We start from the raw sequence: 13397 nt of genomic DNA on the forward strand, positions 1-13397 counted from the left end.
CGGCTCACGCCTCCGGGCCGGCCTCGTCGAGCATCTCCCGCCCGATCGGTGAGGCGGAGGGCTCCGGCGGCCGGTGCCAGGCCCGGCGGGCGTCGGCGAACGCGACCAGCGCCAGCACGAGAGCCACCGCGCCGAGCGCGAACATCGCCGGCACGGCCGCCAACGCGGGCAGGAGCAGCACCAGGGCGAGCAGCCCGACCAGCCGGGGGCGGGACACCCGGCCGAAGATCTCGTACTCGAACCGGGACCGGGCGGCCAGGAACAGCGCCGGGCCGCCCGCCACGAAGACCAGCCAGTTCGGCTGAACCGTGTCGTACGGGTGGGCGATGACCAGCTCGTAGCCGACAGCGGCGCCGATCACGCCGAGCACCATGAACAGGTGGGTCTGCGCGGCCGACTCGGCCAGCTGCCCCGGCGTGCCGGCCATCCGCAACGCCTCCGCCAGCAGGTGACCGGCCCGGTAGAAGTAGATGCGCCAGAGCAGCGCCGTGATCACGAACGAGATCGCGAACGCCACCGCCGCCTCGCCGGAGAACTCCTTCCCGCTGTACGTCACGCCGATCACCAGGATCGACTCGCCCAGCGCGATGAGGAAGATCTGCTGGTAGCGCTCGGCGAGGTGTTCCCCGGCGACGAGCCACTGCCGGATCGGCGACGCCCCGATCCGCGGCAGCGGCCAGCCCAGGAGCGTGCCGAGGTGGTCCACCGCCAGCGCGACCACCCAGAGCGCCAGGCGCGGGCCGGGCATCAGGGCGCCGGCGAGCCACAGCGGGGCGCTGGCCACCGCCCAGGCGGCCAGCCGCACCGGGACCAGACGCCGCGGGTGGCCGCGCAGCGCCACCGCGATCAGCAGCGGCCGGCCGACCATCACCACCACGTACGCGAGCGCGAACGGCAGCGCCCGCTCCTCCAGGGCGCGGGGCAGCGTCACGCCCAGCACCAGGCTGCCGAACATGGTGCCGACCACCACGACCTGGATGACGACGCGCTCCGGCTCGTACCGGCTGGTCACCCAGGTGGTGATCGTCCAGACCTGCCACAGCACCATGAACAGCAGCAGGGTCTTGCCCACTTCGGCGGCCACCGCGCCGGCGGAGCCGTCGAGGCCGTTGATCAGCCGCTGGGAGACCCGGGTCAGCGCGAACACGAAGACCAGGTCGAAGAAGAGCTCCAGGAACGTGGCCCGCCCGGGACTGGACGCGGTACGCAGCAGCGCCCCGCCCCGCTGCTCGGTCATCGTCCGCCCCCGTCCCCCGTCCTGGCGACCAACGACAGCGGCGGCGGGCCGGTTGCGGCGGCGGGCGGCGGATCAGCCCTTCGCGGCCTTCGCCTCCGCCTTCATCCGCTGCTTGAACTCGCGTACCCGGCGCAGCGACTCCGGATCTGTCACGTCCGCGACCGACCGGTGGGCGTCCGCGTCGCCGTAGTCACCGGCCGCCTCGCGCCAGCCGTCCGGGGTGATCCCGAACCGCTTGCCGAGCAACGCGACGAAGATCTGCGCCTTCTGCCGGCCGAACCCGGGCAGCTCCCCCACCCGGCGCAGCAGTTCCCGGCCGTCGGTCACGTCGGACCAGAGCCGGGCCGGGTCGCCGTCGTAACGCTCCACGAGCGCCCGGCACACCTCCTGCACACGGGCCGCCATCGCCTTGGGGAAGCGGTGCAGCGCGGGCGGCCGGGCGAAGATCTCCACCAGCGCCTCCGGGTCGTACCCGGCCAGTTCCGCGGCGTCGGGCTCGTGGCCGAGCCGCTGCGCCAGCACGTACGGGGAGGAGAACGCCTTCTCCATCGGCACCTGCTGGTCCAGCACCATGCCGAGGAGCAGGGCCAGCGGGCTGCGCGCCAGCAGTTCGTTGGCCTGCGGGTCGATGGGCAGTGACAGCGTCATGGGGACCATCCTGCCGCCCCGCCCGCCGGTCGCGGGCGCCGACTCCCCGACGACGTGACGCGGCCCGGCGGACCCCTGCGAGGTCCACCGGGCCGCGGCCCACGGTGTGGTCAGGTCACCCGTGTCGTCAGTTGACGACGAAGAGCAGCCGGTTCGGCGAGCCCGAGCCCGGGCTGGTCACCTTGCCGGTGGTGGCGTTGCTGGTCAGGTAGCTGGCCACCTGAGCCGGGGTGTAGGAGGTGTTCGCGGACAGCACGAGCGCCGCCGCGCCGGCCACGTGCGGGGACGCCATCGAGGTGCCGCTGATCGTGTTGGTCGAGGTGTCGCTGGTGCGCCACGCCGAGGTGATCGACGAGCCCGGGGCGAAGATGTCCACGCAGGAGCCGTAGTTCGAGTAGGAGGCACGGGCGTCGGTGCTGGTGGTGGCGCCCACCGTGATCGCCGAGGCGACCCGGGCCGGCGACGAGTTGCACGCGTTGGCGCTGGAGTTGCCGGCCGCGAGCGCGTACGTGATGCCGGAGTTGATCGAGTTGGCCACCGCGTTGTCCAGCGTGGTGCTGGCGCCGCCGCCGAGGCTCATGTTGGCCACGGCCGGCTTCACCGCGTTCGAGGTGACCCAGTTGACGCCGCTGATCACGCCGGCGGTGGTGCCGCTGCCGGAGCAGTTGAGCACCTTGACGGCCACCAGGCGCACGCTCTTGGCCACGCCGTACTTGGTGCCGCCGACGGTGCCGGCGACGTGCGTGCCGTGGCCGTTGCAGTCGGTGTTGTTGGTGTCGACCGTGTTGGTGCCCCAGGTGGCCCGGCCGCCGAAGTCGCTGTGCGTGGTGCGGATGCCCGTGTCGATGATGTAGGCGCGCACGTTGCTGGCGGTGTTCGGGTAGGTGTAGGTGCTGTTCAGCGGCAGGTTGCGCTGGTCGATCCGGTCCAGGCCCCAGGTGGCGCCGGTCTGGGTGCCCTGGGTGGTCATGACGCGGTCCTGCTCGACGTACGCGACGGCCGGGTCGGCGGCGAGCCGGCGGGCCTGGGCGGGCGTCATCTTCGCGCTGTAGCCGGTGAGAGCGGAGCTCCACACCGTGCCGACGTTGCCGCCGTAGCGCTTGGCCAGGCCGGCGGCCCGGTCCGGCACGGCGGTACGGGCGGCGAGGGTGTTCGCGGTGCCGACCGCGTCGCCCTTGAGCACGACCACGTAGCTGCCGCTGACGGCGTCCGCGGCGCCGGCGTACCGGATCTCCCCGGTGGGCGCGGCGAGAGCGGGCGTGGAGGCGGCGGCGGCGAAGGCCGCGGCGGCGGCCGTGACGGCGAGCGCACGCAGCGCGCGCCGCCGGGGAAGGGACACGTCGGGCATCGTCTGGCTCCCTACCGGGCGGCCCGGTTCGTGGCCGGATCGCCCATCGACGGATGTTGGCAGGAATGCTAGCCAGAGATCGATAAACATGAAAGAGATAGCCGCCGATAGATGCGGTCGACGTTATGGATTCGGCGGGTGCCGCGCCGCGCCGGACCGCGCCCGGGGCAGGATGAGCACGTGGACCGTCACGACATGCTGCTCTCCCCCGCCGGGGTCGACGCGCTGCGCACCGCGCTGACGCTCGCCCGCTTCACCGCCAACGGGATCGCCGACCGCCTGGGCCCGCAGGCCACCGGCGCGGTGGCCCGCAACGACTACCGGGCCGCGCTGCGCGCCACCGAGGACCGGGACCGGCTGGCCACGATGATCCGGGTGTTCATCTGCGACCAGACCGAGCCGGAGGCGGCGGTGGCCGCCGCGCTGGCCCCGCTCGCGCTGGACGAGGCACTGGCCGGGGGCATCGTGGAGCGGCACGGCGACGGCCTGCGTGCCGGGGTCGACCTGGAGCCGTACGGGGACGAGTGGTGGGTGCTCGCCGACGTGCCGGCCGCCGCGCGCCCCGGGCGTCCGCTGCACGCCGAGCACGTCCTGGGCATCGGCGGCGCCACCCAGACGCTGATCTCGGCCGCGGTGCGCCCGACCGTGGACACCGCGCTCGACCTCGGCACCGGCTCCGGCGTCCAGGCGTTGCACCTGGGCACCCACGCCCGCCGGGTCACCGCCACCGACGTGTCCGAGCGGGCGCTGCGCTTCGCCGCGACCACCGCCGCGCTCAACGGGCAGGACTGGGAACTGCTGCGCGGCGACATGGTCGCCCCGGTGGCCGGGCGCCGCTTCGACCTGGTGGTCAGCAACCCGCCGTTCGTGGTCGGCCCGGGCACCACCACGCACGTCTACCGGGACTCCGGCCGGGTCGGCGACGCGATCGGCGCGGAGCTGGCCGCCGCCGCGCCGGACCTGCTCACCGAGGGCGGCACGATGCAGTACCTGGCGAACTGGGTGCACGTCACCGGTGAGGACTGGGCCGAGCGGGTCACCGGCTGGTTCGCCGGCACCGGCCTGGACGCGTGGGTGATCCAGCGCGAGGTGGCCGACCCGATGGCGTACGTGAACCTGTGGCTCACCGACGTCGGCGAGAGCGCCGACCCGCAGCGGATGGCGGCCTGGCTGGACTGGTTCGACGCGCACAAGGTGGAGGCGATCGGCTTCGGCATCGTCTCGCTGCGCCGCTCCGGCAACGACCAGCCGGTCGTCCGGGTGGAGGACCTGCGCCAGCGGGTCGAGCCGCCGCTGGGCGACCGGATCGGCGAGTGGTTCGCCCGGCAGGACTGGCTGCGCGCCCGGGACACCGAGGGCCTGCTCGCCGCCCGCTACCGCGCCGCCGAGGGCCTCCAGCTGCGGCAGGAGGCCACCATGGGCGACGACGGCTGGGCTGTCGACCGGCAGGTCCTGGCCATGCCGCGCGGGCTGCGCTGGTCGGAGGAGATCGACCCGCTGGTGCTCGCCCTGGTCGGCGGCGCCGACGGCCGGCTGCCGCTGCGCGACCAGCTCGCCCTGCTGGCCGCCGCGCACGACGTGGCACCGGACGAGCTGGCCGAGGCGGCCGGGCCGATCGTGGCGCACCTGGTCGAGCGCGGCATCGTCGAGCCGGTGACCGACTGATGCGGGCGGTGGTGCAGACCGTCGGCCGGGCCCGGGTGACAGTCGACGACGAGGTGACCGGTGAGATCGCCGACGGGCTGCTGGTGCTGCTCGGCGTCACCCACACCGACACCCCGCAGGTGGCCGCCACGATGGCCCGCAAGCTGCACGAGCTGCGGATCCTCGACGACGAGCGCAGCGCCGCCGACGTCGGGGCGCCGCTGCTCGTGGTCAGCCAGTTCACGCTCTACGGCGACGCCCGCAAGGGCCGGCGGCCGAGCTGGACCGCCGCCGCGCCGGCCGAGGTGGCCGAGCCCCTGGTGGACGCCGTGGTCGAACAGCTGCGCGCCCGGGGCGCGAAGGTGGAGACCGGCCGTTTCCGCGCCCACATGCTGGTGGAGAGCGTCAACGTCGGTCCCCGGACCCTCGTGCTCGACCTCTGAGGAGGATCAGAAGAACAGCCCGCGGCGGGACAGCGACTGACGCAGCCAGCCGTCGAGCTGGGCGGCCCAGTCCGTACGGTCCGCCGTCGCGTGGTCCACTGTGAACCGGCCGAACGCGTCGCGGCCCTCGGTGAACAGGCCACCCCGCTTGTCCAGCTCCAGCACCACGTGGACCTGCCGCGGATCGGTCACGAAGGTGACCTCCAGCTGGTTCATCGCGCCCGCGTACTGCGGCGCCGGGTAGAACTCGATCTCCTGGTAGAAGGGCAACTGCTGGTGCAGGCCGTAGATGTGTCCACGCTCGACGTCGGCGCGCGCGAAGCGGAAGCCCAGCCGTAGCAGCGCCTCCAGCAGCCGCTCGTGGGCGGGCAGCGGGTGCACCGCGACCGGGTCCAGGTCACCCTTGTCCATCGCCCGCGCCACCTCCAGCTCGGTACGCAGACCCATCGTCATGCCGTGCAGGTGCTGGCCGTACAGGTCGGTGAGCGGCGTCTCCCACGGCACCTGGAAGCGGAACGGCACGTCGTGACGCTGCCCCGGCTCCAGCCGGAACGGGCCGGTCATCTGGGCCCGGCCGAACTCCTGGTTGACGTCGTACTCCGAATCGGAGCTCTCCACCTCGACCCGCGTGACCAGACCGAGTGCGACGTAGCTCACGTCCACCGGGTGGTCGCCACCGACCACCTGGATCCGGCCCTCCAGAACGCCGCCCGGGCGGCAGTTCGGGTTGGCCAGCACCGTCTCCACCGACGGTCCGCCCACACCCATCGCCTGCATGAGCCGCTTGAAGACCACCACGTTCTCCGATCATCAGTGCCGGGCCGGCTCCGACGGCCGGTCGGTGGCACGGTAACCGCGCCGGGCAAGCGGATGCCGGATTCCCGCGAGGATTCCTGTCGGTTCCCCGATCGCCTCACTCCCGTCTCACGCCCCGACCGCCAAGCTGTTTGTCATCGGCCACCACCGCGTGGGCGGCACGGGACCGGTAGGCACGTCGGACACGGGGAGAACAGAGATGACCCAGCAGATGATCGAGCACCAGGACATGGACGTCACCCTCACGGACCTCGACGCCACCGACGAGCGCGGCGTCTCCACCGACCTGGTCCGGGCGTACCTGAACGGCATCGGCCGCACCAAGCTGCTCACCGCGGCGCAGGAGGTCGAGCTGAGCAAGCGGATCGAGGCCGGCCTCTTCGCCGAGGAGAAGCTGGCCACCTGCACCCCCGTCTCCGCCGAGCTGCGCGCGGACCTGGCGCTGATCGCGGCCGAGGGCCGCGCCGCCAAGGACCACCTGCTGGAGGCGAACCTGCGGCTGGTGGTGAGCATCGCCAAGCGCTACACCGGTCGCGGCATGGCCTTCCTCGACCTCATCCAGGAAGGCAACCTCGGCCTCATCCGCGCCGTCGAGAAGTTCGACTACACCAAGGGCTACAAGTTCTCCACCTACGCCACCTGGTGGATCCGCCAGGCCATCACCCGCGCCATGGCCGACCAGGCCCGCACCATCCGCATCCCCGTGCACATGGTCGAGCAGGTCAACCGCATGGTCCGGGTGCGCCGCGAGCTGTCGGTGACGCTGGGCCGCGAGCCCACCGTGAGCGAGGTGGCCGTGGCGCTGGAGATCCCGGAGTTCCAGGTGATCGAGCTGATCTCCTACGACCGGGAGCCGGTCAGCCTGGACCAGGCCGTCGGCGAGGACGGCGAGAGCGCGCTCGGCGACTTCGTCGCCGCCGTGGACCCGCGCGCCGAGCCGGGCGACGCCGCCACGAACGGCGAGCTGCGCAACGAGGTCCGGATCGTGCTGGCCACGCTGTCCCAGCGGGAGCAGGCGGTGATCCGGCTGCGCTTCGGCCTGGACGACGGCCGGCAGCGCACGCTGGACGAGGTGGGCCGCGAGTTCGGCCTGTCCCGGGAGCGGATCCGGCAGATCGAGAAGGTCACGCTGCTCAAGCTGCGCGACCCGGAGCGGGCGAACCGGCTGGAGGCGTACGCCTGCTGATCCACCCCTGCCCCGACAGGCCCCGGCGGTTCGCCGGGGCCTGTCGTGCTTGACCCGGGCGCTCCCGCCGTATAGAACCGACTGGTTACACAACCAGGAGGTTATAAACGTGTCCGCGGATCTGCTCGACGCCACATTCGCCGCGCTCGCCGACCCCACCCGGCGCGCCATCCTCACCCGGTTGGCCGCCGGTGAGGCCACAGTCACCGAGCTGGCCGAGCCGTTCGCGATGAGCCAGCCCGCCGTCTCCAAGCACCTCAAGGTGCTCGAACGCGCCGGCCTGGTCACCCGGGGCCGGGACGCCCAGCGCCGCCCCTGCCGGCTCGACGCCCGGCCGCTGCGGGAGGCCGTCGCGTGGCTGGCGGACTACCGCGACTACTGGGCGGAGAGCTACGCGCGGCTGGACGAGGTGCTCGCCGAGCTGACCGCCGGGGAGCAGCGGTGACCGGCCTGACCGTCACGCTGCACGGCGACCGGGAGATCCGGCTCAGCCGCGACTTCGCCGCCCCGCGCCACCTGGTGTTCGCCGCCTTCACCCGACCCGAGCTGCTGGTCCGATGGTGGGGCGCCCGTGGCTGGCACCTGGTCGAGTGCGAGGTGGACCTGCGGGTCGGCGGACGCTGGCGGTTCGTCTCCCGGGGACCGGACGGCGACCTGATGGCCCAGGGCGGCACGTACCGGGAGGTCGACCCGCCCACGCGGCTGGTCTGCACCGAACTCTTCGACGGACAGTCCTATCCGGGCGAGACGCTGGTGCGTCACGACTTCACCGGTCCGGCGGACCGGACCACGGTCGTCACCCACCTGCGGTACGCCACCGCGCAGGGCCGCGACACCGTCCTGCGCTATCCGATGACCCGCGGCCTGAGCGAGGCGTTCGACCGCCTCGCGGCAGCGTTGCACAACGATTCGACGACAGGAGCGACAACGTGAACTGGACGCTGGAAGTGGTGGTCGTACCGGTCTCCGACCTGGACCGGGCCAAGGAGTTCTACGCGCGGCGGCTCGGCTTCGTCCTCGACCACGACACCGATCTGGGCGGCGCGGGGCGGATCGTCCAACTCACTCCCCCGGGCTCCGGGTGCTCGATCGTGCTCGGCCGGGGCGTCGTACCGGAGATGCCGCCGGGCTCCCTCAAGGGCCTGCAACTCGTCGTGCCCGACCTGGAGCGGGCGCACGCCGAGCTGGTCGAGCGGGGCGTCGAGGTGAGCGAGATCCAGGTGATGGGTCAGAACCCGCGCCCGGTGCCGCACCCGCTGGACAACGTCGGCTTCGTGTTCTTCCGCGACCCGGACGGCAACGAGTGGGCGGTGCAGCAGATCTCCGATCGCGGCTGAGGTCTACAACCTCCGCGGGCCGGTGTCCGGACGGGCGGCCTCGGCGCCGGTGCGCACAGTGGCGTGCAGCACCGAGATGCCGTCCGGCCGGGCCAGCACCGGGTTGAGCGTGAGCGACCGCACCCGGGGCTGCTCGTCGGCGAGGCGGCCGACCCGCACCAGCAGGTCGACCAGGGCCGCCCGGTCCACCGGCGCGGCGCCCCGGTGCCCGCGCAGCAGCGGCGCGGCCCGGGGCTCGTCGACCAGCTCGGCGGCGTCCCGGTCGGTGAGCGGGACCGCGCGCCAGGCCCGGTCACCGAGCAGCTCGGTCGCGACACCACCCAGCCCGAACCCGACCACCGGCCCGAACGCCGGATCCTCCACCAGCTCCACCACGCACGCCACGCCCGGCGCGACCATCGGCTGGACCAGCACCTCCGCGCCGAACACCGGGTCCATCTCGGCGTACGCGCGGCGCAGCGCGGCGGCGTCGGCCAGGTCGAGGCGTACCGCGCCCAGGTCGAGGCGGTGCCGCAGCCCGGGGGCGGCGGCCTTGAGCGCCACCGGCCAGCCGAGCCGCTCCCCCACCGCCGCCGCCTCCTCGGCCGAGCGGGCCGGCACCGAGTCCACCACGTCGATTCCGTACGCGCGCAGCAACGCCGCCGAGTCGGCGCCGTCCGGCCGCAGCGCGGCGTGCCCCGCCGTCCGGTCCACGTCGGCCAGCTCCGGCAGCCCCCCGGCGGGCCGGCGCAGCCAGTCCGCGTACGCGGTCACCCGGCCCAGCGCGCGCACCGCCTCCTCCACGCTCGGGTACGCCGGCACCCCGGCCGGCACCAGCCCGGCCAGGAACGTCGCCACCACCGGCTTGCCGGTGACCCGCGCCTCGGGCAGCGCCGCCGCGAAGTCGGCCACCGGATCGGCGAGCTGCCCCGGCAGCGGCGGCGCGAACACCGCCACCACGGCGTCCACCCGTTCGTCGGCGACCGCCTCGCCGAGCGCGGCGGCGTACGCGGCGGCCCCGGCGCTCGGCCCGACGTCCCGCGGGTAGCCGTCGGCAACGGTCAGTCCCTGCGCCGCGCAGGCGGTAGCGGCCAGCCCGGTCAGCGCCGACGAGTTGCCCACCACAGCCACCCGACGCCCGGCCGGCAGCGGCTGGTGGGCCAGCAGCACGCCCACGTCGAGCAGTTCGGACACGGTGTCCACCCGGATCACCCCGGACTGGGCGAACAACGCGCTCACCGCCGCCGCGTCCAGCGCGGGCGCCTCCCCCACGCCCGGCGGCCGGGCCAGCGAGGCGAGCGCCACCACCGGCTTGCGGCGGCCGATGCGCCGCGCCAGCCGGGCGAACTTGCGCGGGTTGCCGAACGTCTCCAGGTAGAGCGTGATGACGTCGGTGGCCGGGTCGTCCTGCCAGTACTGGAGCAGGTCGTTGCCGGACACGTCGGCCCGGTTGCCGGCCGAGACGAAGCTGGACAGGCCGAGCCCGCGCCGGGACGCCTCGGCCAGCAGCGCCACCCCGAACGCGCCGGACTGGCTGAACACGCCGACCCGTCCCGCCGCGGGCAGCACCGGGGCGAGCGTGGCATTGAGGCGAACCGCCGGGTCGGTGTTGGCGACGCCGAGACAGTTCGGGCCGACCACCCGCATGCCGGCCAGGTGCGCGGCGCGGACCAGCGCGCGCTGCGCCGCCGCGCCGGCCGGGCCGGACTCGGCGAACCCGGCCGAGATCACCACCAGGCCGTGCGCGCCCGCGCGGGCCGCGTCGCGGACCACGTCGGTCACCGCGTCCGGCGGGACCGCCACCACGGCCAGGTCGACGTCCTGGCCGGCGTCGGCCGCCGACGGGTACGCGGGCAGCCCCGCCACCGTCGCCGCGCTCGGGTGCACCGGCACGATCGCCCCGGCGAAGCCGCCGTCACGCAGGTGCCCGAGCAGCGCCGCGCCGACGCCCTGGCCGGTGGTGCTGGCGCCGTACACGGCGATGCCGCGCGGCGCGAGCAGCCGGGCGATCGACCGGGCCTCCGTGCGGTGCTCCCGGCCGCGCTGCACCTCGAGCGTCGCCTCGGTGGGCGCGATCGGGAAGCTCAGGTGCACCACGCCGTCGGCGTACTGGCGCTGGACCTGGTAGCCGAAGTCGGCGAAGACCCGCAGCATCGCCCCGTTGGCCGGGAGCACCTCGGCGACGAAGTGCACGATGCCGTTGCGTCCGGCCGCGTCGGCCAGATGTTCCAGCAGCACCGAGCCGATGCCCCGGCCCTGGTAGGCGTCCTCGACCACGAACGCCACCTCGGCCTCGGGCGAGGAGGGGCCGAGCCGCTCGTACCGGCCGACGGCGACGATCCGCTCGCCGGCGAGCACCACGAACGCCTCCCGGTCGCGGTGGTCGACGTTGACGAAGCGCTTCAGGTCGCGTTCCGGGATACGCGGGTACGGCGAGAAGTACCGCAGGTATCGGGTGCGCTCCGAGAAACGGCCGTGCATGGCCACGATCTCGGGCGCGTCATCCGGACGGATCTGTCGCAGCTGGACGGTCGTGCCGTCGCTGAGCAGCACGTCCACCTGTTGTTCGACGGTGGTCACCGGTCGGTCCTCCCCTGCCGCCGGCTCAGTCGCGCGGGTCGTGCGGATCGAGCCCGAGCAGCGGGAAGACGGCCTTGCGGGTGGCCGCGACGGCCCGGTCCACCGCGTTCGGCTCACCGCTGGGCTGCCACGGCTGGTACGACGGGTCCACGTCGTCGGTCATCCGCAACGGCACGTCGTGCCCGGGTCGCCGCCGCGCGGCCAGCTCCCGCCAGCCGGGCGGGGTCAGCGTGGCCGGGTCGACCGGCTCGCCGGTGGCGATCGCGAGCAGGTGCGTCCAGGCCCGGGGCACCACCTCGACCAGCGCGTACCCGCCGCCGCCGGTGGCGACCCAGCGGCCGTCGCACAGCTCGTCGGCGAGCGCCCGCAGCGCGCGGTAGGTGGCCCGCTGCCCGTCCACGGAGAGGTGCAGGTCGGCCAGCGGGTCCTTGCGGTGCCCGTCGGCACCGCACTGGGTGACCAGCACCTGCGGCCGGAACGCGCGCAGCACCGACGGCACGATCGCGTGGAACGCCCGTTGCCAGCCGGCGTCGCCCACCCCCGGCGGCAGCGGCACGTTGACGGCGGTGCCCTCCGCGCCCGGGCCGCCGGTCTCGTCCGGGAACCCGGTGCCGGGGAACAGCGCGAGCGGCGTCTCGTGCAGGCTGACCGTGAGCACCCGCGGGTCCCGGTAGAAGATCTCCTGCACGCCGTCGCCGTGGTGCACGTCCACGTCCACGTACGCGATCCGTTCCGCGCCGAGGTCGAGCAGCCGCGCGATGGCCACGGCCGGGTCGTTGTAGACGCAGAACCCGGCGGCCCGGGCGGGCATCGCGTGGTGCAGCCCGCCGGCCACGCTCACCGCACGCCGGGCGTCGCCGCGCCACACCGCCTCGGCGGCGGCGGTCGTGGCGCCGGCGATCAGCGCGCTCGCCTCGTGCATCCCGTCGAAGACCGGATTGTCCGACGTGCCCAGACCGAAACCGGCGAACAGCGGGTCGCGCGGCGCGGACCGGACCGCGTCCAGGTAGGCCGGATCGTGCACGCGGGTGAGCAGCGCGTCGTCGGCCGGCTCGGGCTTGACCAGCCGCACGCCGGGCCGGTCCAGCACACCCAGCTCGCGGGCGAGCGCCATGGTCAGCTCGACCCGGACCGGGTCGAGGGGATGGTCGCCCATGTCGTAGGCGAGGAGACCCTCGTCCCACACCACCACCGTGTCGTCGGCCATGCGGCCATCGTCGCACGTGGCCCGGGACGCGCCCACCGGTCGTGCGCTCACCGGCCGGACGTGCCGCCGGTCGCGACCGGACGGTCCGGGTCGGCCACCCACTCGCTCCACGAGCCGACGTACAACGCGGCGTCCGGCCGACCGGCCAGGTGCAACGCGAGCACCGCCTGCGCGGCGGTCACCCCGGAGCCGCAGTACGCACCGACCGGCGCGTCCGTGTCCACCCCGGCAGCGGCGAACCGCTCCCGCAGCGCCTCGGCGACGGGGAACCGGCCCTGCGTGACGTACTCCGGGGCGGGCAGGTTGACCGCGCCCGGCACGTGCCCGGCGACCGGGTCGACCGGCTCGTGCTCGCCCCGGTAGCGCGGCGCGGCCCGTACGTCGATCAACACGCCGGACCCGGCGGCGGCGAGCCGGGCGGCAGCGGCGGCGTCGAGCACCGGCAACGCGCCGGGCGCCACTGTCACGTCGCCGGGCGCCGGGGCGGGCACGCTCGTGTCGACCGGCAGGCCGGCGGCCGTCCAGGCCGGGAAGCCGCCGTGCAGCACCCGCACCTGCCGGTGCCCGGCCCAGCGCAGCGTCCACCAGGCGCGGGCGGCGGACATGCCGTCGCCGCCGTCGTACACCACGACGGGACGACCGGCGCGGACGCCCGCGGCCCGCAGCGCGGCCTGCAACGCCGCCGGGTCCGGAAGCGGGTGCCGGCCGGCGGCGCCGGGCGGCCCGCACAGCTCGGTGTCCAGGTCGACGAAGACGGCGCCGGGCAGGTGGCCGGCGGTGTAGTCGTCGCGTCCGGGCGGGCCGGTCAGCCGCCAGCGGACGTCGAGCAGGGTCGGCGGGTCGGCGTGATCGAGTTCGGCGGCGAGCCGGTCGGGCTCGACCAGCAGGTCTGCGGTGGCGGGCATGCGGCCCAGTCAACACCATTCGGCCCGCCACCTCCGGCTTCGCCTGCGTCGATGGTCGGTGGGAGCG

The 13397-nt window shown here is 74.3% G+C and carries 13 protein-coding genes; 6 read left to right on the forward strand and 7 right to left on the reverse strand.

The window, feature by feature from the left end; translation table 11 throughout:
- Positions 1 to 4: 4 nt before the first annotated feature.
- The 3 genes from ACN27C_RS31810 to ACN27C_RS31820 all read right to left on the reverse strand — a co-directional run bounded on the left by ACN27C_RS31810 (position 5) and on the right by ACN27C_RS31820 (position 3233).
- The gene (locus ACN27C_RS31810; protein ID WP_422750010.1) at positions 5 to 1237 is read right to left on the reverse strand and encodes a low temperature requirement protein A; all 1233 of its coding nucleotides are present in this window, start codon (positions 1235 to 1237) and stop codon (positions 5 to 7) included.
- 72 nt (positions 1238 to 1309) lie between these two features.
- The gene (locus ACN27C_RS31815; protein ID WP_184977128.1) at positions 1310 to 1894 is read right to left on the reverse strand and encodes an HhH-GPD-type base excision DNA repair protein; all 585 of its coding nucleotides are present in this window, start codon (positions 1892 to 1894) and stop codon (positions 1310 to 1312) included.
- Positions 1895 to 2012: 118 nt separating this feature from the next.
- Positions 2013 to 3233, reverse strand: a complete 1221-nt coding sequence (locus tag ACN27C_RS31820) for a S8 family peptidase (RefSeq protein ID WP_421500032.1) — start codon at positions 3231 to 3233, stop codon at positions 2013 to 2015.
- Positions 3234 to 3413: 180 nt separating this feature from the next.
- Between ACN27C_RS31820 and ACN27C_RS31825 the strand changes: the two genes are divergently transcribed.
- Positions 3414 to 4898 carry a DUF7059 domain-containing protein gene (locus tag ACN27C_RS31825; protein WP_422750012.1) on the forward strand — a complete coding sequence of 495 codons (1485 nt, stop codon included), beginning with the start codon at positions 3414 to 3416 and terminating at the stop codon, positions 4896 to 4898.
- Positions 4898 to 5320 carry a D-aminoacyl-tRNA deacylase gene (dtd, locus tag ACN27C_RS31830; RefSeq protein WP_013474500.1) on the forward strand — a complete coding sequence of 141 codons (423 nt, stop codon included), beginning with the start codon at positions 4898 to 4900 and terminating at the stop codon, positions 5318 to 5320. Before ACN27C_RS31825 ends, dtd begins: the two co-directional genes overlap by 1 nt.
- A 6-nt stretch (positions 5321 to 5326) precedes the next feature.
- Here the strand turns inward: dtd and ACN27C_RS31835 are convergent, their stop codons facing one another.
- Positions 5327 to 6115: a sporulation protein gene (locus tag ACN27C_RS31835; RefSeq protein ID WP_121684305.1), complete on the reverse strand. Its 789-nt coding sequence runs from the start codon at positions 6113 to 6115 to the stop codon at positions 5327 to 5329.
- A 220-nt stretch (positions 6116 to 6335) separates the two neighbouring features.
- Between ACN27C_RS31835 and sigB the strand changes: the two genes are divergently transcribed.
- From sigB to ACN27C_RS31855, 4 genes are all read left to right on the forward strand, one after another.
- Complete coding sequence (gene sigB / locus ACN27C_RS31840) at positions 6336 to 7322, forward strand: RNA polymerase sigma factor SigB (protein ID WP_120571035.1); 987 nt, start codon at positions 6336 to 6338, stop codon at positions 7320 to 7322.
- A gap of 109 nt (positions 7323 to 7431) precedes the next feature.
- Positions 7432 to 7767, forward strand: a complete 336-nt coding sequence (locus ACN27C_RS31845) for an ArsR/SmtB family transcription factor (RefSeq protein WP_120573912.1) — start codon at positions 7432 to 7434, stop codon at positions 7765 to 7767.
- A complete protein-coding gene (locus ACN27C_RS31850) occupies positions 7764 to 8255 on the forward strand; it encodes an SRPBCC family protein (RefSeq protein WP_422750016.1) in 492 nt (163 codons plus the stop codon). The genes ACN27C_RS31845 and ACN27C_RS31850 overlap by 4 nt, the downstream gene beginning before the upstream one ends.
- Entirely contained in the window at positions 8252 to 8659 is a 408-nt protein-coding gene (locus ACN27C_RS31855; protein WP_422750018.1) for a VOC family protein, read from the forward strand. The genes ACN27C_RS31850 and ACN27C_RS31855 overlap by 4 nt, the downstream gene beginning before the upstream one ends.
- Before the next feature lie 3 nt (positions 8660 to 8662).
- Here the strand turns inward: ACN27C_RS31855 and ACN27C_RS31860 are convergent, their stop codons facing one another.
- Genes ACN27C_RS31860 through ACN27C_RS31870 form a run of 3 tightly spaced genes read right to left on the reverse strand, consistent with a single transcriptional unit; the run spans position 8663 to position 13330 of the window.
- The gene (locus ACN27C_RS31860) at positions 8663 to 11218 is read right to left on the reverse strand and encodes a GNAT family N-acetyltransferase (protein WP_422750020.1); all 2556 of its coding nucleotides are present in this window, start codon (positions 11216 to 11218) and stop codon (positions 8663 to 8665) included.
- 25 nt (positions 11219 to 11243) lie between these two features.
- A complete protein-coding gene (locus tag ACN27C_RS31865) occupies positions 11244 to 12425 on the reverse strand; it encodes an acetoin utilization protein AcuC (RefSeq protein ID WP_252450635.1) in 1182 nt (393 codons plus the stop codon).
- Positions 12426 to 12472: 47 nt separating this feature from the next.
- On the reverse strand, positions 12473 to 13330 hold the full coding sequence (locus ACN27C_RS31870; protein ID WP_422750022.1) for a sulfurtransferase: 858 nt from the start codon (positions 13328 to 13330) through the stop codon (positions 12473 to 12475).
- Positions 13331 to 13397 lie beyond the last annotated feature (67 nt).

Source organism: Micromonospora sp. WMMD1219, from assembly GCF_049315215.1.
In the GTDB taxonomy this organism is placed as follows: domain Bacteria; phylum Actinomycetota; class Actinomycetes; order Mycobacteriales; family Micromonosporaceae; genus Micromonospora; species Micromonospora tulbaghiae.

Bases quoted from the DNA above. Each gene is read 5' to 3' on its own strand.
- ACN27C_RS31810 (WP_422750010.1), bottom strand. From the start codon at position 1,237: ATGACCGAGCAGCGGGGCGGGGCGCTGCTGCGTACCGCGTCCAGTCCC.
- ACN27C_RS31815 (WP_184977128.1), bottom strand. From the start codon at position 1,894: ATGGTCCCCATGACGCTGTCACTGCCCATCGACCCGCAGGCCAACGAA.
- ACN27C_RS31820 (WP_421500032.1), bottom strand. From the start codon at position 3,233: ATGCCCGACGTGTCCCTTCCCCGGCGGCGCGCGCTGCGTGCGCTCGCC.
- dtd (WP_013474500.1), top strand. From the start codon at position 4,898: ATGCGGGCGGTGGTGCAGACCGTCGGCCGGGCCCGGGTGACAGTCGAC.
- sigB (WP_120571035.1), top strand. From the start codon at position 6,336: ATGACCCAGCAGATGATCGAGCACCAGGACATGGACGTCACCCTCACG.
- ACN27C_RS31865 (WP_252450635.1), bottom strand. From the start codon at position 12,425: ATGGCCGACGACACGGTGGTGGTGTGGGACGAGGGTCTCCTCGCCTAC.
- ACN27C_RS31870 (WP_422750022.1), bottom strand. From the start codon at position 13,330: ATGCCCGCCACCGCAGACCTGCTGGTCGAGCCCGACCGGCTCGCCGCC.